This window comes from Enterococcus ratti (assembly GCF_001886195.1).
Taxonomy (GTDB): Bacteria; Bacillota; Bacilli; order Lactobacillales; family Enterococcaceae; genus Enterococcus_B; species Enterococcus_B ratti.
The window spans coordinates 24,818-45,349 of the sequence record NZ_JXLB01000013.1 but is presented as its reverse complement, the minus strand read 5'-3'; the positions used below and the strand labels follow the sequence as shown (position 1 = coordinate 45,349).

Genomic DNA, 20,532 nt, shown 5'->3' with positions numbered 1-20,532 from the left:
AATGGCAGAAATGGCAAAGAAACATCAACTGATTATCGAATATGAAGATGTAGCTGATTTAAGAGCGAAGTTGAAAGATGAACAACGCAATTTAATTGGTACTCGCACGTTTGACGTGTTTCGACCAGTTGCTATCCAAAATGAAGAAATAATCGCAGTCAATAAACAGTATTTTACTGAAGATGATTTTGATAAAAAAATGCTTGAACCACTGAGAGCAATCTATGCGGCTGAAGGAAAATTTTTAACTGAATCTACAATCCACGAATCATTGAAAAAAATAGCATTGAATGTTTTTGGTGTTACCAAGAACAAGGATTTAATGCAAGAGCAGTTACTGCAAGTACAAGAAGCGTATCAAGCGTTTAAAGATTTATATTTACGCTTATATGAAGAGCGTGTGAGCAAAATAGCAAAGGAGCGATAGTACATGAACGAAAAAATAATTGATTTATTGATTATTTTATTTACAACGTTAGTACTTGTAGCAAAAAACTACGTCATCTTTGGCTTGTTATTCGCAATTGTCGCGCTTGTGCTTTGCGTATTAGCAAGCAGAAAAGAGGGGAAACATGAACGAGTTAGCAAATCTTGACAACTATTTAACCGATGAAGATTGGGGCAAACCTTCATATGAAGCACCAATCGATGAGGAGGATGAAGATGAGTAAATCAACTTTAGACATGAGTCATCAAGAATGGCTCGAAGACCGCAAAAGAGGTATTGGTGGTTCTGATGTCGCAACCGTACTTGGATTGAATAAATACAAATCTCCTTATCAATTATGGCTTGAGAAAACGGGTCAAATTGAATTGAAAGATTCAGAGAGCGAACCAGCTTATTGGGGCAATGTTTTAGAAGAAGTTGTTGCCAAAGAATTTCAAGAACGAACAGGCAAAAAGGTCCGTAGAAGAAACCAAATGTTTGAACATCCGTTACATCCATTCTTAAGAGCAAATATCGACCGTGATGTAGTAGGAGAAAATGCCATTCTTGAATGTAAAACAGCGAATCAATTTTTTAGCAAAGAATGGGAAGGAGAAGAAGTGCCACTCAGTTATTTGTGTCAAGTGCAACATTATATGAATGTTTTGAACAAGGATTATTGTTATATCGCTGTGTTGATTGGTGGTCAAAGATTTATATGGAAACGAGTTGAACGAGATCAAGAACTGATTGACATCATCACAGAACGGTTAGTTGATTTTTGGGAAACGAACATTATTGGCGGAAAAGAGCCACTGATCGATGGAAGTAAAGCAACGTCAGATTTTCTAAAAGAGCGTTATTCGGAATTAGATTCAACTGAAATTATGCTTCATGCCGATTATGATGTTCTACTCGATCAAAAAGAAGAGTTGCTCAAAAATAAGAAGGAATTAGAGAAGAGTATTCGACAAATCGACAATCAAATTATCCAAGAACTTGGAATAAAGAATGCCTCTACAGGTATCACACCTAATCGGATTATTTGTTTAAAATCAGTCGTTTCTAAACGAAAAGACTTGAAGAAAATAGCAGAGAAATATCCATATGTAATGAAAGATGAGGAAATTTACAGCTTATCAACTTCAAATAGATTAGTGATAAAGGAGATTCAGTGATATGGCAACAAGTAAAGATTTAAAGAATCAGCTAACAGAACAAAACAATCAAGCAGTGGATGTTTCAAAATTAGGTTTTAAAACATTGATGAGTCAGCCAGCTATGAAAAAGAAATTCAATGATATTTTACACGAAAAATCAGATGCTTTTATGGGTTCTCTTTTAACGTTAGTTGGTGGCGATGATTATTTATCTAAAGCAGAGCCGATGACTATCATCGCTTCTGCTTTAAAAGCAGCGACGATGGATTTACCAATAGATAAAAATTTAGGCTATGCCTATATTGTTCCATTTAATCGGAAAGAAAAGGTAGGAAAAGATTGGATTACGCATAACGAAGCCCAATTCATCCTAGGATACAAAGGCTATATTCAGTTAGCACAACGTTCTGGACAATACAAAGCACTTAATGCAATAGAAATTTATGAAGGGCAATTAATTGAATGGAATCCTCTGACAGAAGAGTTGCAGTTTGACTACAATGCGAAACAATCTGATCGAGTCATCGGTTATGTTGGATTTTTTGAATTACTAAATGGGTTTAAAAAAACTGTTTATTGGACGAAGCAAGAAGTAGAAGCTCATCGTATCAAACATGCCAAAGGGTTTGATAAAACAAAGCTAACTGGAGCGTGGAAAGAGAATTATGATGCGATGGCGATAAAAACCGTCTTACGTAACATGTTAGCTAAATGGGGAATTTTATCTGTAGAAATGCAAAATGCGGTTACTTCTGATGAAAGAGTTTTTCGATTTGATGAAAATAATGAACTTGTAGAAGAAGTTACTTTAAATGATGCAGAACCAATTGAATCAGAACGTAAAGAAGCAGAAAAAGTGGAAGACGTGTCATCAGCGTTTGATGAATACGAAGAAACAGCAAATACAGATGAACAACAGGATTCATTGTTCGATGATATGAACCCACCACTATAGCGAGGGAGTTTCCCCTCGCTTATCTAAGGAGGTGATAGTGTGGCAAGACCAACAAAAGAAGAAGTACCGTAAAATCGAGTATATTCCTGACTTCACATTTTATAAAAACGGCAAACTTGTCAAAGTCGTAGATGTGAAAGGGATGCAGACAAAAGACTTTAAAATCAAGGCGAAATTGTTTTGTCATAAATATCAAGTTCCGTTGATTTTAGCTAAAAAATATCGGAATACGTTCAAGGAAGAGCGTTTTTAACGAGGTGGTCCATCATGACAACAGAAGAAGTGATTCAAATGCGTATTCGAAGTATTCAACGTGAGATTGATGAGCTTGAACAAGCAAAAGCAGTGATGATCAATGAAACTGCTAGAAATGCAATTGATTTGCACATAGAGAATTTAAGAAGGGAAATTCATGTATTGGAGGAATGAGTGTGGATAAGAAAGCAGCAATGAAACGAATAGCTGAATTGACTGAGTCAGAATCTTGGCAAGAAGACAAAGAAATAGTTGCAGAAGCCCAAAAAATTGGTAAGGTCGTATGGAATGTAGAGACTAAACGAAGAACGACGAGAAAAATTGTAATTTGGCATGGCGATCGAATTTTAGTGACAGGTACTGCTGAACAGCTATCTAGAATAACTGGTTTAAGAAAAAATATTATCTGGAAAAGAGCAAGAGATAAGAGAATTGATTCGAAAGGACGACAATTTAAATATTTGGAGGAGAAATAATGGACGAACTAATCACAAAAGTAGAGCAGTGGGCTAAAGATAAGGGATTGGATCAAGCTGATTCCAGCAAGCAAATGTTAAAAACGATCGAAGAGATTGGGGAAGTTGCCGCTTCTCTAGCTAGAAAAGATGAACATGGTTTAAGAGACGGAATTGGAGACGTAGTAGTAACCTTGATTATTTTAGCTATGCAAAATGATATGGATTTGTACGAGTGTCTGAACCAAGCATACAACGAAATCAAAGGACGCACAGGGAAGATGGTAGATGGTGTGTTCGTGAAGTCGAGTGATTTGGAGGAAGCGGAATGAACAACAGACACCGCAGAGTAACAAAACTAAGAGAACAAGAACTGAATGTACTGAAGGCGAAGTTTGAAAAAGAATACGGAGTTTCAGCAGAAGAAGTATATAAAGTTTTAAGTCAGTGTGTTGCTGATGCGAGTGACGCTATTCGAAAGTTTGGAATTTCGATATTAAGTGATGATCGTAAATGGGAGGAAATGAGATGAAACTAAAAGACGGATTTTACGCTAGTAACCACGGTATCGGCGGTTTAATGCTAGATATGAAAGGTTTACTAAATATCGCATCAGCTTTTTTAGGATGTGGACTTATTTTAGCAATGGCAAAAGAATGGTGGTCAAAATTTTGGGCACAATTTTCTGGTCCTGCAGATGCAACATTTAAGATACTATCTAACTCTGTAAAAACACTTACTAGTTTTATGTTCGGATCTTTTGATGATAAATTAAACGCAATAAAAAAATTGTTTAAATTTTTAAAATTAAAAATTCCTAAAATTGAACTTCCACCAATGCCCCATTTTAGTTTGAAATGGAGTTCTAATAAAATATTTGGTAAAAAATTTTCTTATCCATCAGGGATTGACGTAAAATGGTTTGCTGATGGTGGGATTTTAACTAAACCGACAATTTTTGGCGCTTCTGGAAATAAATTGTTAGGTGGCGGTGAAGCTGGTAAAGAAGCTATTGCGCCTCTAGATAAGCTAATGGCTTATATTCAAAAAGCTGTAGATGTAGGTTTGTCTAAACAACAAGCAAAAGATGAAATCCATTTACATCTAACAGCTTATGGTAATTTACCAAAAGAAATATTAGATCAAATTGCTGAATATTTGATGTATAAGTTTGTTGATTTAAAAAATAAAAATGAATTTAGTGGGTGATAATCATGATTGATGGTTGGTTTAAACTCGGAAATCATTGGAGTAAAGAATTTAATGCATTTATTTGTGAGAGACCAGAAAAGAAAAAAGCTAAAAGGGTATTTAATTTAGAAGAAGTTTCTGGATTAAATAAGTTAGCAGTTAACGATGGTGGTTACTATACAAATGTTGAACAAACTTTAAATTGTTTTTATTTATCACCTACACTGGAACACATTCAATATTATGAAGATTTGATTACAGAAGCACTGGATACAAAAGGAGAATATGTAGATTTTGTACCTTATTGGGATCCGATATATATTTATCAAGCGATTGTAATAAATGAACCAAATTTCGAAGGAACTTTTCATACATTAAGAGGAGTTCCTTTTTCGTTTGATTTAAGTATTGCTCCTTTCAAAAAAAATGTTCTAGGAATGAACCCTGTTATCTTAGAAAAACAGGGTTCAATTTATAATCCAGAAAGATATCCATCTTATCCCAAAATTACAATATATGGATCAGGCAATGTGACAATTTCTATTAATGGAAGAGAGACAAAATGTTCCAATGTAACTTCAGATATTACAATCGATTCTGATCCAGATGTGATGGAAACTTATCGTGAGGTAGATGGTGTTTTAGTAAATGAACATAAGAAGTTGTTAAGTAACCAAGTTTATCCTTATTTAGATTCTGGTGAGAATCGGATTATTTGGAATAGTAATGTAAAAAAGATTGTTATTGAACCGAGGTGGCAAACTAAGATATGAAACCAGTATTATATAGTCCTACAGACACAGATTTTACCGCTGGAGGTATTGGCATATTATCTGATTGTAAAAAATGTCTAGTGACAGAGGAAGCAAATGGCAGTTATACTGTCGAATTAAGTTTTCCAATCAATGCTAAATTTTCAAGTCAATTAGAAGATCATAATTATCAGATCAAATGTAAACCTAACGCAACGGATGATTTTCATATTTTTTATATTTACAATCATTATAAAGATATGGCTACAGGATTATTATATGTTTACGGAAAATCTAGAACTATGAAACTTGGAAATCGTGCGGTGAAGAAATTAGAATTTGAGCGAGCTACTTGTCAAGAAGCAATGAAGTGTTTAGAAAAATCAATGGATCAATCTAGTGATATTCGTTTGTTTAGTGATATTACTCGTGTAGGATCAACAAGTATCGAAGTATCCAATCCTTTAAAATGTATTAAGGGAATAGAGGGTTCTTTAAACCAAATATTTGGTGGCGAGATGAAACATGAGCCATTCAAATTATCTTTATTAAACCGAAGAGGTAGAGATCATGTGACAACTTTTAGATACAGAAAAAATTTAACTGGTTTGAAAGTTGAAACTAATTTTGATGGGTTACTAACTCGAATTTTTCCTTATGCAGATGTTCAAAATAATGAAGGGGAAACAGAACGTATATTTGGAAATCCAGTAGATTCACTTAATATCAATAAGTATGATGGCGAGATTTATTCAGAATATGTTCAATTTACAGAAGATCAAGGTGTTACAGATCAAAAAAGTTTAAATGAAGTATCAAAGAAATATTTTAGTTCCATGAATCCTAATTGTGATCAACCAAATATATCTATTGAATTGAACATTCGAAAAATGGAAGATACAGCTTTAGCAAAACGATTTAAAAAATTTCGTGAAGTTGGATTATTTGATACATTTGATATTTTTCATGAACGTTTTAAGATTAATATTACTGCTCAAATAACTAAAGTAATTTATGATTCTTTAAACGAGCGAGTTGAATCTTTAGAAGCCGGCGATACACAATATACCTTCTTTGAGAAACAGAAACAAGAAATATCAAATACATTAAAAGGGTATACAGGTAAAAAATATGCAAGTGATTTTATTGATGTAGTCACCAATATTATTTCTGGTAATGATGGTGGTCATGTTATATGGTGGCCTAAGAATCGACCGACTGATTTATTCTTTTGTGATCATCCTAAATTAGAAGAAGCAAAACTTGTTTTACGAATAAATAAAAGCGGAATAGGCTTCTCATCAAAAGGGTGGCAAGGACCATTTGATACCGCATGGACTTTAGATGGTAAGTTTAATGCTAATTTTATTCAAACAGGATTAATAAAGGCAGATATCTTTCAAAACTCTTTTAATAAAACTGGAGATGTATTGAAATTAGTTAATGGACTACTTCAAATTTGGAATAACAAAAAGAAAATAATGGAGTTAACCAAAAAAGGAATGGAGTTTTGGAATTCTAATAGTTCAATTGGAACGATTGGAACAACTGATTCTGCTGGTAATCCTTTTCCTGGAGCTTCTACTCCCACACCTATTGAAGATAATTCTTTAGTTATTCGTACAAATGGAGACGGCAAATATATTTTGATTTCTCCTAAAGTCGGTAAAGGATTAGTTTTATTAGGAAATGGTAAAGCAATTTATTTTGGAGACTTAGATGTACAAGGAAAACTTACAGTTAAAGGAAAAGAAATAATTCCTGGACAAGGTGGTGGTCCATCAGGAGGTGGAGAATCTACTGGTGGGTATCCTAGTGAATTAAAAACAGATGCAGAAAAGAGAGCTTGGAGAATTTACGATATTTTGTGTAATAACGGATTTACGAAACAATCTGCATGTGGAATATTGGGGAACATTCAACAAGAAACAGGAGGAACTTTTGATCCTGATACTGTACAGATTGGTGGACCTGCTTACGGAATTGTCCAGTGGGATGGTTCTTCATATCCTCTTGTTGGTCCAGCAACATGGGATGGAAAAGTTTATGTTCAAAACTTATTTAATGCTGCAGGTATTAAAGAACCAATAACGAGCGTAGATGCACAAGTTCGATTGCTTATTTGGACATTTACAAACGGGCAATGGATGGGTGTGGTACAACCTACTACGTTTGATGGATTTAAGGCTTGTACTGATACAAGACAAGCAGCATACGCTTTTGAACGGAACTATGAACGTCCGGCAGCGACACATCCTGAACGTCAAGATTATGCTGTGAACTGGTATAACAAGTTTAAAGATTTAAAACCAGGAGGAGCTACTGGAGAAGCTGGACTGAAACATTTAGAGTCTTTGATTGGACAACGAATTGGTAATGGTCAGTGTTATGCCTTGTCTGCAGAATATTCAGGATATCTGGGTGGTTGTGGCATGGGTGCTGGAACAAAATATGGTTTAACTCATGTGATAGGAAATACTTCTGCAGCATCTGATATTGGTATTGCCTATGATTGGTCTGCTGTTGGTTGGAAAGTGATTCAAAACCCTAGATACGATCAATTAGTAGTTGGTGCAATTATTAATTGGGCAAGAGGTGGACAAGTGGGTTCATGGTTTGCAGATGGAACTTATGGACATACTGGCGTTATCCGAGGCTTAGCTAATGGTCGTATGCAAACTTATGAACAAAATACAGAGTTAGGTATGATTTGTGGAAAGTTAGATCGCCAGTATTATAGTGCAAGTGCAATTTCTTCCATTGTCATACCACCAAAATAGGGAGGTGATTTAATGGCAAAGTGGAATGTCATATTAAGTACAACAGAACCCTATAATTACGTGGGGATGATTCAAGTTCGACAAGGCAATAAAAACACTGAAGTTATGGAAGCGACTATAGTTGAAAATGGTCTTCCCTACGATTTATCAGAATGTAAGGTATATTTTGAATCAGTTGTAGGTGGGAAATATCCAGTCCAATTAGAAACAAAAATTGTGGATGCTAAAAAAGGGAAAATTAACTATATTTTTGATAAATATTCCATGCAGTGTTTACATCGACAAACAGCCAATTTCATTATATTTAAAGGAGAAGACTTGATTGGAACAACTCAAGACTTCTCTTATTTTGTCATTAATGCTGTTTCAAAAACAGAAGGAGAAATGGGTTCTTATTGGCAATCAATCGAAGATTTAATTGCGGATATGACGGACTTTATTAATGAAAATAAAGGCGATTTTACGGACTGGATGAATGAAAGGAAAGAAGAATTTGAACATTGGAGACAAGAACAGGAACACAGTTTCCAAGATTGGAGAGAAGGACAAGAATCAGACTATTTGGCATGGTTTGAATCAATCAAGGATATTTTAAAAACAATTGATCCTGGAGGAACGATGCTTGCGGAATTGATGGATGCGAGAGTGGATATTCAAGGAAAACGACACAATTCAATTTCTAATCGTTTGCTTGCAGATATGGATTATTTATTCGAAAAATTGAGAGAAAGTTTATTTACTATCGAATACGGTGAAATTGAAATGGTGGATGTTTTACAAGATGATTTATTTTCTAAGAATCATGAGGTAGAAAAAGTAGAAACTATTGAAAGTGATATATCCGAAGGAGCATTAGTTATAGCCACCATTGATGATGAAAAACAAAATGTATTCACTCTTGAGAAAGTTGGGGTGATTTGATGGTTAAAGTAAAGAGAATGATGGAAACTGATGAATCTGGCGTTCAACGTCAATTTATGCCAATTACGCATGTTTCTGCAGTCTTAGGATTAGAAAACATTACCTCGGGACAGTCAAAAGTTCTTTCGGTTAACGGTAAATCTGGGGCAGTCATTTTAACGAAGGCTGATTTAGGATTAGAGAATGCGATTACCAAACTACCTTACGCAAGCGAAGATACTGATGGTATTTTAACTGCCGAAATGTTTCAAAAGATTGTAAATGGTGAAAGTGGAACATATCTTTTACCAATTGCTACTGCTGAAAAATTAGGAGGTATAAAAGTTGGTGAACTTTTAGAAGTCACTGAAGAAGGTATTCTGTCTGCAACTAAGCAAACAGATTTTAATTTTACTAAAGAGTTGAAACAGAAGCTAGAGTCTTTGAAAATTTTGAAAGCAGGAGCCAATATTTCGATTACAGAAGATGGCACTATTAGTACAACAAACGATAATGAAATAACTTCTTGTTCTCAAATTAAGAAAGTTTATTCAAACAGCATCGACTTTGGAGACTATGACTATAGTGGAAACCCAAATCTATTAAGTACTATAACTAGTGATTATTTTACAACAAAAGATAATGTAACAATTGTCAACGAAAATAGAGGTGTAAAATTGACATTCAGAAATTCTGGTTTTGGTGCTGAAACAGGTAATGTTGTGCAAATTAAACCCAAAACAACCTATACGCTTTCTGCTAAGGTAACAGTGAATGAGGATTTTGTAGGAGACTTATCAAAAATTCGACTAACTTATAGAAAATTTCCCGGGGGCAATATTCTACTGGGAACGAACTTATCTGCTATGTTAGCGGGAGAAACAAAAATTATTTCTGTTACTGGTAGCGTGGTAGAAATGAAACAAGTAGAGCGTACTTATCTACGTTTAGATAGTAATTCCCAAATAGTAGATGGATCAATCAACATAGAATATATCAAGTTAGAAGAAGCTTCAATAGCTACGCCATATCAGCCTAATTTATTTGAATCACCTTATTATCTAACAAAAGATGAGGGAGCTGGCTTAACGACAGAATATAAATTTGTAGGGATAGGACTGGAAGACTTTCAAGATCCAAATAAATATATTTGGAACATGACTATTGAATATATAAATAAACAGCTCCAAGAATTAAATGAAAAAAGCTTAAACTTTACTTTTGAAAAAATAGGGGAGGTATAAACTAATGACAGATATTGTAAAAGTAAAACAGAATAATGTTCAGGTTTACCCTCAAACTCATTGGAATGCTGTAGAAGGCAAACCCACAACAATTAAAGGCGATAAAGGGGATCCCGGACAGTCCGCAACTATTGCTGTAGGTACAGTTACTAGTGGATCTACTGCTTCTGTTACAAATGTAGGAACCTCATCTGTGGCTAGATTCAATTTTGTATTACCAAAAGGAGATAAGGGAGATCCTGGAGTTAATGCAACAACGACATCTGTAGCTACGACGAACGCTAATGGGTTGATGTCCAAAGAAGATAAAGCAAAATTAGATGGAGTAGCAAAAATTACATTTGAGAAAGTAGGCGAAGTTTAATGTCTGATATTGTGCAATTAAAAGAAAATGGTGTTCCTAAATATTTAAAAACTCATTTTAGAGCAATTGATGGAGCTGAAGCATTAGTACAAACATCTGGTAATCAGTCCATTGATGGATTCAAGAACTTTTTACAAACGCCGACTGTTAAAGGGAAAGAGATTGCTATTGTCAATGAATTACCCTATGAAGTGTGGTTAGGCGTTGGAGATGAATTAACAAATTTACAAAATGGTAATCGAGTTAGATTTGGTCCAGAATTAATGACTATTGCAAAGAAAAATGGAGGAACAATGCGACCAAGTCCCTTGAATTGGAATCAAAACCGTTGGCAAGCTACGATCACAAGAGATTGCAAATTATTTTTTGATGGTCAATGTCGACTACAAGCAGGTGATGATTCAGGTCGATATGCTTATTTAGTAGCATATCGAGGGCTAAATGAGCGGGAAAAGCAGATTGGTTTTTTTGGTGGACGAGGAAGTACAACAGGTGGCGGAGTGATGAATTATAAACAATCAGTTCCGTTAAGTGGTGTGGTTACTTTTAAGGCTGGAGATTATTTTGCTCTTTCTATAGAAATGGAGAGTGGAAAGAAAATGGCATATACACAAATAAATCATATGCATATTATGGAAATTATATAGGAGGAAGAAATTATGAAAACAATGTATGAATATTTTTATCCAGTAGGTGGGAAAGTTTTAGGAGAAGTACCAGATGACTATCCAGAAAATTTGCCTTGTACATCGGTACCACCATTACCAGATATTCCATTAGAACGTCAATTTTGGAATCCAGGTGAACAAAAATGGGAAGAAGTAGTCACGCAAGATTTCTCTAAAAAATTAGAATTATTGGAAGAAATCCATCGTAAGACAGAACAACAACTTGAACAAGTTCAAGAGGAAAATAAAGCGTTTAAAGAAAATAATCAATCATTAAATGAACAAGTTACGAATTTACAAGTGGCAATGACCGAAATTTATGAATATTCATTAGGGAGTGAGTAACATGGAAAACATCTATGCAGACCTAATCAAAAAAGGAAAGAAAACGATTGATGACGTACCTAAAACATTAAAAAAGAAAGTTCAAGCAATTTTGGATAAAAAAGAAGATGAAAAAGTGAAAGAAATTCTCACTGAATAGGAAGAGGGTGAGAAAAAATGAAAGGTATCGATCAGATTTTTAACAAGCTAGTCGCAATCGACGGGCTTATTTTTTTACCATTAACAGTTATATTGATCGGGTTTATTATTTTCGCTTCTTGGCGAATCAATATTTACTATCGAAAAGAACTACATGATGAAAGAGAAAGCTCAAAACAGGACCGACGAGACTTTTTGGCTACGTTGAATGAGTTGAATAAAGGATTTGAATTTATACGTTCAGATGTGAAGCGAATCGATGACAAAGTTACTGAAATCGAGAAGGAAGTACGGAAATAATTCTGTGCTTCTTTTTTATGTTTGAAAGGTGGTGAGGTGTCGTGGAATCATTCTCAACTGAAATGATACTCGCTATGTGTGGGTTATATGTGGCAGGAAAAGTGTTAAAGGAAATTCCTAAGTTTCCCGACTGGGGAATTCCTTTAGCACTTACGATAATTAGTTGTATTTGTACACCACTATTATTTGGTGGGTATAACGTATTTCACTTTTTTGTAGCTATTGTGACTGTAGGAATTACAGTGTATGGCGATCAATTATGGAAACAAACGACTTATGGAATCAAAGAATTAGATAAAGGAGACGATGAAAATGAGTTACACAATTAACAAAGAATTTATGTTAGCAGCAAACGAAGGCGATTCAAGAAAAGCTCAAAATTGGTACATTATCGCTCATGAAACAGCCAATCCTCGTGCAACTGGGCGGGATGAATCAAGTTATATGAAAAATAATTGGCGTAATGCTTATACGACTCATGTTGTAGGCGATGGTATCGTTTATTTGATTGGAGAACCAGGCTATGTTTCTTGGGGCGCATTAGATGCCAATTGTTATGCACCAGCGCAAATCGAATTACAACATACGACAGATAAAGCTTTATTTGAAAAAAATTACCGTGTGTATGTGGAATTGATTCGCGACTTATGTAATCAATTCGGTATTCCTAAAACACTTGATGCAGGTGGAAAAGGTACCAAAGGAGTGAAAAGTCATCAATGGGTAACACAAAATTATGGTGGCGATCACATGGATCCATACGGATATTTGGCAAGTATGGGGATCAGCAAAGAGCAGTTTGCACGAGATATAGCGAATGGTTTTGGTTCTAGTTGTAAGCCAGTAACTGCACAATCTAAACCAGTTGCAAAACCACAAACACCATCCGACCATGACAAAGCAGTAGCAGCAAGTAAAGCTGTTCATCAAGGGAACGCATGGGCGAAACTAGACAAATTCAATGAAGTAAGTAAAGGAAAAGTTCGAATTGCTGGTTGGCTAGTGCCAGATAAACCAGATGGTCCAATTGGAAAATGTGCTTATATTCTTGTTATGAAGCATGGCACAAATGAAGAAATCACTCGTGTGGCTTCACAAGGGATCAAACGACCTGATGTGAAGAAAACCTATGGATACAAAGGTGGCGATGCTTTAGGAATGGACGTCACTGTGGATCTAAGCTGGGTGAAAAAAGGCACGAAAATTGATGTCATTTTCCGCCGTTGTAACCAAGCAAATGGTGAAGGTGCAGTGAATGATGTTCGGATTAAGGATATTTATTTGACGTTATAAACAAAAAGCTCCTCATCGAGGAGCGGTACATAATAATTCAATTTGAAAAAATATTATTTAGTTCGCATCTAAAGTTTAACTTGTACATTAGGTCTATTAATGTATTTTGGTTGTATAAATTCAATATATTTATATAGGTCAGGGAATAGAGATTCTTCGAAATAAAAATATTCATTTAACTTACTTTTTATTTCGTCATGAATTTTTGTGAAGATACCTGTTTTATCAACATTTGTTTTGACTTCACATAAATCCTTTTTTAGTTTAGCCAATTCTTCATCAAAAGCTTCTGAAATATTTTTTGGGAAATTCGCAGGTAATTGAGATAGAGCGGTCTCAATTTCCGATATTTTTTCTTCTATATCTTTTGCAAGTTCACTCGTATCATATGATAGTTCAATCACTATTCTAGGTATTTTAATGATGCTCTCAATATCCAAATTAGCCAATTTATCATAATATAAAAAGGCTCCATCTTGAGCTTTTAAACGCCTATTATTTTCTTCTTTTTCAACAGAAATAAAAATATTATTTTGGTTATGCTTATCTTCGTCAATTTGGTATGCTTCAATAACTCCGGAAGAAAAGTCAGTTTTACTAGAATCAGAAACCATAAATAGCAAAGCGATGTAAGGATTTCTTGTAAGATCTAATAAACTAGTTCTAAGTCCATAATGTTGCAACATAGCTAATTGTTTTGCTCTTTTTTTTAGACTGTCGGGATTTGTTTCATATTCAGTATATTCTATTTCGTTAGGGAATTCTATGCTAATGCGCTTGTAAATCTTCTCAAATTCATCAATAAATGTCGCTGATGTATTAGTTCTGAAAATACCCGGAATGGTTTTCCAATTTTTTGCTTGACCTCGAAAATAATTGAAACTGCCTATGCTAGATTCGCAGATTATTTTTTGAAATAGTTCTTTATATAAATAAAAGACCTTCCATTTCATTGGCAGGTCATTAGCTATTCTTTCTTTTAAAAGAGCACAATGCCGCTTTAAAACTTGATATAGCTCACTATCTAAATTAGAAGATTTTTCCTCATTTATTCCAAGATCTTGAATTCTGTAATCTAAATCTTCACCATTTTCTTGTTTGGATGGAGCAATAGTGATTTGGATAGTGATAGTATCAAAAATATTGTCTGGAGCACATTTAGATTTAATATTTGAATAATTCATAGTCACTCTCCCTTAATAACACCCAAATTTTGTAATCGAAACTCTAAAGAACTTTTAGATACATTAAGTTTTTTAGAGATGTCTTTCAATAATGTCTCAAATTGAATATCATCGAGTAAAGAATCCCAATTATTTTCTTCTAAATATTCATTAATTAATTTAATTAATAAACGTTTGGGCATCAATAATTCGGCAGCAAATTCATTTGCCTCGCGTTCTTTTATTCTTTCTACTATACTTTTATAGCTTTGTAATGAAACATCTCTATACATTACTTCATTGTGGTCGTGTAATAAAAAATGTCCTATTTCATGCGCTATAGTAAATCGTTGCCTTACTTCATGATCTAAAAGATTTACCTTAATGATACCATCTTCTAGTTTTCCACTTTTTTCCATAAAAACATACTTTATATTGAATCCTAACTTATTTGCAATTTCTTTAACGTCAATTTCAGGCTTTGTCTCATCAAAATTTACTTCATATAAGACAGTAGCGTGCGACTCAAATTTTATTATAAAATCTGAATCATAAAATTGAGAGATTGTTTTATCCATTATTATATACACCTCTGAAAGAAATCTATTTTCAAGATAAGTATAGCAGTATAAGTACATGAAGGTAAAGTAGTTAAATAAAATTAGAATGCGGTATTTAACTACTTGCATATTTTAGAATTAGAAAAAAATTCTCATAAACTCCCAAACAATAGCCGTTTCATCCCCACCTTCGGGTGGTATTTTTTATATCAGCTATAATCAAAACGAATAAAAAAAGTTGATTTCATAGCTTATAATTATGATGTGCTACTAAACTATATAACTGTATGGTGTGTTCATCCTATAATCTTCAAACTGTGTAGCACAAAATAAATTCGAGGTGAAATTCTTCACAATTTCACAAGATCTCTAATTTTATCTCGTTTCTTTACTTCTGAGGCTACTCGAAAGAGTAGTCTTTTTTTATAAAAAAGCATGACGTATTTTTTAACACGTCATGCTATATAATGAGATGAAAAATGACCATACTTTGACCATACTATTTAACAAAATATAGAAAATATTAGTAACTGAAAAACTATATAAACGTTGATATTAAAGCAATTAGAGTTAACTAGAATTAGTCAAGAAATGCAAAAATAAAAACAGTTAAATAATTGATTCATTTTTTGAGTATTGGGAATCCCTTGTGCGCCAAGGGATTCCTTTTTTTATTCATTGAATGAATTAACTTTTGAATCAATTTTTTAAATGTAGCAAAATTAGCAAATTGTTTTTCAAAATTCTGTTTTGCTTTTTTCGTCACATGATTATAAATATTTAATGTCGTTTGAATGTTGGAGTGTCCCATTCATTCTTGGATCACTTTTAGCCATTGACTAATGTCGTTCCATAGCATTTTCAAAAAGCAAGCTGCAATGAGTATGACGAAACCCATGGATTTTTATATTCTCAAATCCATATTCATTACATATTTTTTCTAACCAACGATTGGGAGTGGTAGGCGCTACAATACCATTTTTTTAACACCATCATCGTTTTATTATCTATGCTTAACGTTCGTTTAGATGATTTTGTTTTAGTCGTTTTTCCTAACACCAATTCACCTTTTGAATTTTTAGTTATCGTTCTTCTTACAGTTATTTCAAATTATGGATTACAACATTGATAAAGAATTAGCACGAGTAAAAGCAAATGGTATTTCTTATAATGAAGTGAACCAAATTTATAAAACTTATGGAAATGTTGGCTATCACATAGCATTCAACGTGTGCGATTTCTCTAATAAAAAGTGTATGTCATGATGCGTGCCACAAATGATCCAACTGGTAACATAAAAGGAGGAGCTTATGATAGATGTTGGTATTTGAATGTTCCAAAACGATAAAAATAGCCCCTCTAATTAAAAAGAGGGGTAGTACATATTAATTTTATTTATCTTGAAAATTCGAAACTATTACTTCTTTTAAATCCGGATTTTTTTCAACTTTATCATTCGTTTTTCTTTTCTCATCTTTTAACTTTTTCTTTGTTTTTTGTAATGATTCCGTTGAACGAGATAACCTTTTTATGCTTGCTCTTAATTTCTTTTGTGGTTCTTTTTTTGAAGAACTTTGCCCCATTAGTGTCTCCCCCCTTTTATATTACTATAATCAAAAATAAAAAGACCAGAAAACTATAATTTCTAAAATAGAAAATAAAATGTCACTGGAAAAAATTTGGGTCATTCTAAAATTTTATATGAAATAGAATTTAAGGAATCTTTTTGAAAAACAATTTTCAGACTATCAAATATTGGTACTTGAATATCTCAAAAAAATAAGCTAAGCATATAATTACGTGATACAATATTAATTTGTTTAACATTTATATTAAAAAACTATGATTATATAAATCGTAAAGTATTATTTTACATCATAAACGTTTGACTTGAGCTTACGTTTCCACTGTATTAATGTAATTCTACAATCCTCAAAGAATATATTTGCCGATGAAAGCCTTGAGACCTTGTTTTCTCGCTTTTGTTTTAATTGAAGTGGCAAATATAAATTTTTAGGAGGAAAATTTGTGGACATCAATTTGTAAAAAAATATTAGTGAAGCAGATATTACGAATGAAAAAAGTTTTAATCTTTCATTTATTGGAAAGAGTAAAAATGGTTATACGGCTTACATATCCGTTTTAGAAAAATCTTTAAGGGAAAATTTAAATATTTTATATTTAAATTCACTTGAAAAAAATATTTTCGATTAAGAGCAATAAAAATACAATGAATTGGGTAGGGAAGACGACACATTGGAGTTTTCTGATTTAAAAGTAGGAAACATTGAAAATATTATTGAAGAAATTTACAAGCAAGAACCTTGTTGTTTAGATTTAACCAAAGTGAATCTAGATAAAATTAATTATTACGTAGTTAAAATATTTATTAATGATCAAACTATTTACCTTTTCAGAAGATTTAACAAGCAGAAAAAAATTAAGAAAAGGTATAAAAGGAAAATTAAGGGTTCTCTATTTTTATTATTTTCTTTAGACCTAGTTGAGCTCGCAAAGCGAGTGAAACATAAAACCACCTGCTAAGCGGGTGAGGAATAAGAAAAGCTACGAAAGAAAATAGTTTAGTCCATCCGAAGTGGCTATACAAATACCCATTGTATTTACACCAAAGTATAGAAGAAAAATCATTTATAATCAATATCGCTCAAGTATTTAAGAGATCATCAAACAAATAGGTAAATATAATGAAGATAAAATATTTTGCTAAAGGCAATCCATGATTTAATCAAATTTAATTAAAGAAGTCAAGAGCCTTGACTTTATAAGGTTCTTAACTTCTTTTTTTCACTAGTCCGTTCATAGGGGACTGGAAGAAATCAAATTAGCTTAAATAAGTGGAACAGTGTAAGGAGTCTGTGCTTTTTTCACAGCCGTTCACGTATTATATAGTGCTAATACCCGTATTTTTTTGTTTTTTCTAAACAGCATTAGAGGAAATGTTTTTCTTTGGAACAATGAATGCCACTGAAAAGATGGAGAACATACAAAAAATAAGGTTGGCAAGTAAGCCATACGTTACCCCGTTTGTAAAATCCCAGTTTGTACTCATTCCATTATAAATGGAAGCAGAAATAGCAACGCCTAACGCCCCACCTAGTGAACTTGCCATTTTATAAATACCAGATGCTACACCTGCTTTTTCATTTGGCACGCTTGAAATAGCTGTATCTGTAGAAGGAATAGCATAAATTCCTAGTCCTAGACCAAAGAAGCTATAGCCAATAAAAACAAGAGTAAGATATATTTGATCGTCAAATGGAGTGAGCATCATCAGAAAAATTCCTAACCCGGAAACGAGTGCTCCTAAAATCATGGGTTGTCTAGCACCGATTACTTGCAATAGTTTTTCCCCAATGCGAATTGAGAAAAGAACAAATAGTAAATATCCTATTGACAGCATGCCTGTTTTTGCAGCATTCAATCCTCTTCCTTGCTGAATATAAGAATTGATGACAATTAATGTTCCAGCAACTGCATTTAGTAAAAAATTAGAAATGGTGGCACCGAGGTATCCCTTGTTTTCAAACAAAGTAAAATCAATGAAGCTATTGGTTTGTTTCTTTTCTATTATATAAAAGCAGAAGATCCCTATTAACACGATCCCCGCTAAAATGAAAGTAGTTATGCTTATCCAACCAATTTCGGAACCTTTTGAAATAACAATATTTAAAGCAACCATTGAAACAATAAATAAGAGTAACCCAATCTTATCAAAGGATTTATTTTTATCCTGTTGTACTTTGCTTTCGGGTGTACCAATAATTAAGCCAGTGCTTAAGATGGAAAGAACGATTGAAAAAATAAAGACATAACGCCAACCTAAAGTACTAGCGATTTCTCCACCAAAAAAAGAGCAAAAACCTGATCCCCCCCATGAACCAATCGACCAAAAACTTAACGCTTTTTGGCGGTTTTTTCCTTGATAGTAGGCTTTTATTAGTGCCATAGTAGCTGGCATAATACATGCAGCAGCTAATCCTTGGAAAATTCTCCCAAGGATAAATAAATTTGTTCCATGAGTTATTACTAATGCTAATGAACCAATGACGTTTAAAATAAGCCCCACATAGGTTAATTTCATTCTACCTAGTTTGTCAGCTAAACCACCAGCAACTACAATAAAAATCCCTGAAATTAAGCCTGTAATGGAAGTACCGATATTTAAGATTCCTGAAGATATTTTTAAATCATTTTGTACAACTGGTGCTATATTCAACAAGGATTGGGCAAATAACCAATAAGTCAACACACTGAAAACAATTCCGGTAAGTAAATAATTGTTTCCATGAAACTCTTCACTGCTTTTTTTATTTACTACTTTTTGATTCATGCTTTAACCTCATTAGATAAATAATATAATACCGCACTACCCATTGCTTTTGCAGCGATTTCTAAGCATGATTCGTCAATATAAAATTTAGGGTTATGATGTGGATACATCGGTGTTCCTTTTTTATGAGCACCTACGTAGAAAAAGCAACTTGGTTTTTTTAATGCATAGTATGCAAAATCTTCCGATGGAGTCTGAGGACCACAATCTTTTACGGGAATTTTTGCTTGTGCTAAAGCAGATATCACCATGTCAGTGATTTTGTAGTCGTTGATCAGAACAGGATAATCATTTTGATAATCAAGTTTGTAGGTAATATTAAAGGCTTTACATATTCCATCTAGAATCCGATGAAATTCTTTCTCAACAAGGTCGCGCGTTTCTTCTTTCATTACTCTTACATCACCTGTGAGCGTGACATTTTCTTTAATAATATTTGCAGAACCTTTACCATCAAAAGAACCAATCGTAACAGTAGCTGTATCAAAAGGATTTAAGCGGCGACTTACAATCGTTTGCACAGCAGTAACAAATTGTGAAGCAGCTACAATGGCATCATTGGCTTCTTGTGGCATAGAGCCATGTCCACCTTTTCCAAGGAAAGAAATGTTAAAGGTAGCACGTCCTGTTTGAATGGCACCTTTATGGTAATAGACACAGCCAACTTCTTCCGTACTCATAACATGTATCCCTAGAACTGCACTGACACCTTCTAAACAGCCAGCTTCAATCATCCCTTTTGCTCCTCCCGGTGGAACTTCTTCAGCAGGTTGATGAAGAATACGAATAGTTCCAGCTATTTCTTCTTTCATTTCGATCAAAGAGTCTGCTAAAATCATCATATAAGCAGTATGTCCATCATGACCACAAGCATGCATGACACTCGGCACTTTTGACGCAAAGGAAAGTCCAGTATTTTCTTGAATAGGTAAAGCATCAAAATCGGCGCGGATCGCTATTGTCGGACCAGCAATCCCGCCTTTAATGTCAACGATAATACCATTTCCTCCCCCTACATGGGTGGTCACTTTACAATTTTTTCCTTGATAAAAGTTTTCGATATATTGAGCAGTATTCGTTTCGTGAAAAGATAATTCTGGATTTTCATGTAGGTATCTTCGAATAGCAATCATTTCAGCTTTTCTTTTTTCTAAGCCTGCGAATAATTTTGTTTGTAGCGTAGTCATAGTTAGACCTCCTTCTTTTAAAATTTAGTATAGTTCTTTTAGAT

General features: G+C 33.7%; 25 protein-coding genes and 4 pseudogenes. 24 read left to right on the top strand and 5 right to left on the bottom strand.

Annotation, left to right across the window (positions count from 1 at the left end; all coding sequences use genetic code 11):
• The first annotated feature begins 1 nt into the window (after position 1).
• The 21 genes and pseudogenes from RV14_RS07560 to RV14_RS07465 all read left to right on the top strand — a co-directional run bounded on the left by RV14_RS07560 (position 2) and on the right by RV14_RS07465 (position 13,227).
• Positions 2-427: a hypothetical protein gene (locus tag RV14_RS07560; protein ID WP_071855677.1), complete on the top strand. Its 426-nt coding sequence runs from the start codon at positions 2-4 to the stop codon at positions 425-427.
• A 3-nt stretch (positions 428-430) separates the two neighbouring features.
• Entirely contained in the window at positions 431-595 is a 165-nt protein-coding gene (locus tag RV14_RS12245; RefSeq protein WP_167359845.1) for a hypothetical protein, read from the top strand.
• Positions 596-657: 62 nt separating this feature from the next.
• Entirely contained in the window at positions 658-1,605 is a 948-nt protein-coding gene (locus RV14_RS07555) for a YqaJ viral recombinase family nuclease (protein ID WP_174544646.1), read from the top strand.
• A gap of 1 nt (position 1,606) precedes the next feature.
• On the top strand, positions 1,607-2,542 hold the full coding sequence (locus RV14_RS07550; RefSeq protein WP_071855675.1) for a recombinase RecT: 936 nt from the start codon (positions 1,607-1,609) through the stop codon (positions 2,540-2,542).
• Between the two features lie 58 nt (positions 2,543-2,600).
• Positions 2,601-2,795 (top strand): annotated as a pseudogene (locus RV14_RS07545) (DUF1064 domain-containing protein); the annotation flags it as partial.
• Positions 2,796-2,809: 14 nt separating this feature from the next.
• A complete protein-coding gene (locus RV14_RS07540; RefSeq protein ID WP_071855674.1) occupies positions 2,810-2,971 on the top strand; it encodes an antitoxin in 162 nt (53 codons plus the stop codon).
• On the top strand, positions 2,968-3,273 hold the full coding sequence (locus RV14_RS07535; RefSeq protein WP_071855673.1) for a hypothetical protein: 306 nt from the start codon (positions 2,968-2,970) through the stop codon (positions 3,271-3,273). The genes RV14_RS07540 and RV14_RS07535 overlap by 4 nt, the downstream gene beginning before the upstream one ends.
• Complete coding sequence (locus RV14_RS07530; RefSeq protein ID WP_002335859.1) at positions 3,273-3,584, top strand: MazG-like family protein; 312 nt, start codon at positions 3,273-3,275, stop codon at positions 3,582-3,584. Before RV14_RS07535 ends, RV14_RS07530 begins: the two co-directional genes overlap by 1 nt.
• The gene (locus RV14_RS07525; protein ID WP_071855672.1) at positions 3,581-3,784 is read left to right on the top strand and encodes a toxin PIN; all 204 of its coding nucleotides are present in this window, start codon (positions 3,581-3,583) and stop codon (positions 3,782-3,784) included. The genes RV14_RS07530 and RV14_RS07525 overlap by 4 nt, the downstream gene beginning before the upstream one ends.
• Positions 3,781-4,461: a hypothetical protein gene (locus RV14_RS12695; RefSeq protein WP_245785486.1), complete on the top strand. Its 681-nt coding sequence runs from the start codon at positions 3,781-3,783 to the stop codon at positions 4,459-4,461. Before RV14_RS07525 ends, RV14_RS12695 begins: the two co-directional genes overlap by 4 nt.
• Before the next feature lie 5 nt (positions 4,462-4,466).
• Positions 4,467-5,216, top strand: coding sequence for a phage tail protein (locus tag RV14_RS07515; protein WP_220381012.1), 750 nt, complete (start codon positions 4,467-4,469; stop codon positions 5,214-5,216).
• The gene (locus RV14_RS07510; RefSeq protein WP_071855670.1) at positions 5,213-7,975 is read left to right on the top strand and encodes a phage tail spike protein; all 2,763 of its coding nucleotides are present in this window, start codon (positions 5,213-5,215) and stop codon (positions 7,973-7,975) included. The genes RV14_RS07515 and RV14_RS07510 overlap by 4 nt, the downstream gene beginning before the upstream one ends.
• A 12-nt stretch (positions 7,976-7,987) precedes the next feature.
• Positions 7,988-8,896 (top strand): phage baseplate upper protein, encoded by a 909-nt coding sequence (locus tag RV14_RS07505; protein WP_071855669.1) that lies wholly within the window; start codon positions 7,988-7,990, stop codon positions 8,894-8,896.
• A pseudogene (locus RV14_RS07500) lies at positions 8,896-9,381 on the top strand (hypothetical protein); the annotation flags it as partial. The gene RV14_RS07505 and the pseudogene RV14_RS07500, both read left to right, overlap by 1 nt.
• 742 nt (positions 9,382-10,123) lie before the next feature.
• Complete coding sequence (locus RV14_RS07490; RefSeq protein ID WP_063627278.1) at positions 10,124-10,483, top strand: hypothetical protein; 360 nt, start codon at positions 10,124-10,126, stop codon at positions 10,481-10,483.
• Positions 10,483-11,130 carry a hypothetical protein gene (locus tag RV14_RS07485; protein WP_071855668.1) on the top strand — a complete coding sequence of 216 codons (648 nt, stop codon included), beginning with the start codon at positions 10,483-10,485 and terminating at the stop codon, positions 11,128-11,130. The genes RV14_RS07490 and RV14_RS07485 overlap by 1 nt, the downstream gene beginning before the upstream one ends.
• Positions 11,131-11,142: 12 nt before the next feature.
• Positions 11,143-11,496 carry a hypothetical protein gene (locus tag RV14_RS07480; protein WP_071855667.1) on the top strand — a complete coding sequence of 118 codons (354 nt, stop codon included), beginning with the start codon at positions 11,143-11,145 and terminating at the stop codon, positions 11,494-11,496.
• 1 nt (position 11,497) lies between these two features.
• Entirely contained in the window at positions 11,498-11,635 is a 138-nt protein-coding gene (locus RV14_RS12240) for a CD1375 family protein (RefSeq protein ID WP_010719481.1), read from the top strand.
• A 17-nt stretch (positions 11,636-11,652) separates the two neighbouring features.
• The gene (locus RV14_RS07475) at positions 11,653-11,934 is read left to right on the top strand and encodes a hypothetical protein (RefSeq protein WP_010719480.1); all 282 of its coding nucleotides are present in this window, start codon (positions 11,653-11,655) and stop codon (positions 11,932-11,934) included.
• A gap of 41 nt (positions 11,935-11,975) precedes the next feature.
• Positions 11,976-12,263, top strand: coding sequence for a phage holin family protein (locus RV14_RS07470; protein ID WP_071855666.1), 288 nt, complete (start codon positions 11,976-11,978; stop codon positions 12,261-12,263).
• Positions 12,247-13,227 carry an N-acetylmuramoyl-L-alanine amidase gene (locus RV14_RS07465; protein ID WP_071855665.1) on the top strand — a complete coding sequence of 327 codons (981 nt, stop codon included), beginning with the start codon at positions 12,247-12,249 and terminating at the stop codon, positions 13,225-13,227. The genes RV14_RS07470 and RV14_RS07465 overlap by 17 nt, the downstream gene beginning before the upstream one ends.
• 68 nt (positions 13,228-13,295) lie before the next feature.
• On the opposite strand, the gene RV14_RS07460 is transcribed toward RV14_RS07465, so the two are convergent.
• Together RV14_RS07460 and RV14_RS07455 are read right to left on the bottom strand one after the other, a co-directional pair.
• Entirely contained in the window at positions 13,296-14,411 is a 1,116-nt protein-coding gene (locus RV14_RS07460; RefSeq protein ID WP_071855664.1) for an FRG domain-containing protein, read from the bottom strand.
• Positions 14,412-14,413: 2 nt separating this feature from the next.
• Complete coding sequence (locus tag RV14_RS07455; protein ID WP_071855663.1) at positions 14,414-14,968, bottom strand: ImmA/IrrE family metallo-endopeptidase; 555 nt, start codon at positions 14,966-14,968, stop codon at positions 14,414-14,416.
• 1,091 nt (positions 14,969-16,059) lie between these two features.
• Between RV14_RS07455 and RV14_RS12690 the strand changes: the two are divergent.
• Positions 16,060-16,298 (top strand): annotated as a pseudogene (locus RV14_RS12690) (N-acetylmuramoyl-L-alanine amidase); the annotation flags it as partial.
• A gap of 43 nt (positions 16,299-16,341) precedes the next feature.
• Here the strand turns inward: RV14_RS12690 and RV14_RS07445 are convergent.
• Positions 16,342-16,533 carry a hypothetical protein gene (locus tag RV14_RS07445; RefSeq protein ID WP_071855661.1) on the bottom strand — a complete coding sequence of 64 codons (192 nt, stop codon included), beginning with the start codon at positions 16,531-16,533 and terminating at the stop codon, positions 16,342-16,344.
• Positions 16,534-17,206: 673 nt separating this feature from the next.
• Between RV14_RS07445 and RV14_RS07440 the strand changes: the two genes are divergently transcribed.
• Positions 17,207-17,494 carry a hypothetical protein gene (locus RV14_RS07440; RefSeq protein ID WP_071855660.1) on the top strand — a complete coding sequence of 96 codons (288 nt, stop codon included), beginning with the start codon at positions 17,207-17,209 and terminating at the stop codon, positions 17,492-17,494.
• A gap of 11 nt (positions 17,495-17,505) precedes the next feature.
• Positions 17,506-17,624: pseudogene (locus RV14_RS07435) on the top strand (IS200/IS605 family transposase); the annotation flags it as partial.
• 264 nt (positions 17,625-17,888) lie between these two features.
• Here RV14_RS07435 and RV14_RS07430 read toward each other — a convergent pair.
• Both RV14_RS07430 and RV14_RS07425 read right to left on the bottom strand, forming a co-directional pair.
• On the bottom strand, positions 17,889-19,301 hold the full coding sequence (locus RV14_RS07430; protein WP_071855659.1) for an MFS transporter: 1,413 nt from the start codon (positions 19,299-19,301) through the stop codon (positions 17,889-17,891).
• Positions 19,298-20,488, bottom strand: coding sequence for an amidohydrolase (locus RV14_RS07425; RefSeq protein WP_071855658.1), 1,191 nt, complete (start codon positions 20,486-20,488; stop codon positions 19,298-19,300). Before RV14_RS07425 ends, RV14_RS07430 begins: the two co-directional genes overlap by 4 nt.
• Positions 20,489-20,532: the final 44 nt, after the last annotated feature.

Coding starts and splice junctions, on each gene's coding strand:
- RV14_RS07560 (WP_071855677.1), top strand. CDS start 2: ATGGCAGAAATGGCAAAGAAACATCAACTGATTATCGAATATGAAGAT.
- RV14_RS12245 (WP_167359845.1), top strand. CDS start 431: ATGAACGAAAAAATAATTGATTTATTGATTATTTTATTTACAACGTTA.
- RV14_RS07555 (WP_174544646.1), top strand. CDS start 658: ATGAAGATGAGTAAATCAACTTTAGACATGAGTCATCAAGAATGGCTC.
- RV14_RS07550 (WP_071855675.1), top strand. CDS start 1,607: ATGGCAACAAGTAAAGATTTAAAGAATCAGCTAACAGAACAAAACAAT.
- RV14_RS07540 (WP_071855674.1), top strand. CDS start 2,810: ATGACAACAGAAGAAGTGATTCAAATGCGTATTCGAAGTATTCAACGT.
- RV14_RS07535 (WP_071855673.1), top strand. CDS start 2,968: ATGAGTGTGGATAAGAAAGCAGCAATGAAACGAATAGCTGAATTGACT.
- RV14_RS07530 (WP_002335859.1), top strand. CDS start 3,273: ATGGACGAACTAATCACAAAAGTAGAGCAGTGGGCTAAAGATAAGGGA.
- RV14_RS07525 (WP_071855672.1), top strand. CDS start 3,581: ATGAACAACAGACACCGCAGAGTAACAAAACTAAGAGAACAAGAACTG.
- RV14_RS12695 (WP_245785486.1), top strand. CDS start 3,781: ATGAAACTAAAAGACGGATTTTACGCTAGTAACCACGGTATCGGCGGT.
- RV14_RS07515 (WP_220381012.1), top strand. CDS start 4,467: ATGATTGATGGTTGGTTTAAACTCGGAAATCATTGGAGTAAAGAATTT.
- RV14_RS07510 (WP_071855670.1), top strand. CDS start 5,213: ATGAAACCAGTATTATATAGTCCTACAGACACAGATTTTACCGCTGGA.
- RV14_RS07505 (WP_071855669.1), top strand. CDS start 7,988: ATGGCAAAGTGGAATGTCATATTAAGTACAACAGAACCCTATAATTAC.
- RV14_RS07490 (WP_063627278.1), top strand. CDS start 10,124: ATGACAGATATTGTAAAAGTAAAACAGAATAATGTTCAGGTTTACCCT.
- RV14_RS07485 (WP_071855668.1), top strand. CDS start 10,483: ATGTCTGATATTGTGCAATTAAAAGAAAATGGTGTTCCTAAATATTTA.
- RV14_RS07480 (WP_071855667.1), top strand. CDS start 11,143: ATGAAAACAATGTATGAATATTTTTATCCAGTAGGTGGGAAAGTTTTA.
- RV14_RS12240 (WP_010719481.1), top strand. CDS start 11,498: ATGGAAAACATCTATGCAGACCTAATCAAAAAAGGAAAGAAAACGATT.
- RV14_RS07475 (WP_010719480.1), top strand. CDS start 11,653: ATGAAAGGTATCGATCAGATTTTTAACAAGCTAGTCGCAATCGACGGG.
- RV14_RS07465 (WP_071855665.1), top strand. CDS start 12,247: ATGAGTTACACAATTAACAAAGAATTTATGTTAGCAGCAAACGAAGGC.
- RV14_RS07460 (WP_071855664.1), bottom strand. CDS start 14,411: ATGAATTATTCAAATATTAAATCTAAATGTGCTCCAGACAATATTTTT.
- RV14_RS07455 (WP_071855663.1), bottom strand. CDS start 14,968: ATGGATAAAACAATCTCTCAATTTTATGATTCAGATTTTATAATAAAA.
- RV14_RS07445 (WP_071855661.1), bottom strand. CDS start 16,533: ATGGGGCAAAGTTCTTCAAAAAAAGAACCACAAAAGAAATTAAGAGCA.
- RV14_RS07430 (WP_071855659.1), bottom strand. CDS start 19,301: ATGAATCAAAAAGTAGTAAATAAAAAAAGCAGTGAAGAGTTTCATGGA.
- RV14_RS07425 (WP_071855658.1), bottom strand. CDS start 20,488: ATGACTACGCTACAAACAAAATTATTCGCAGGCTTAGAAAAAAGAAAA.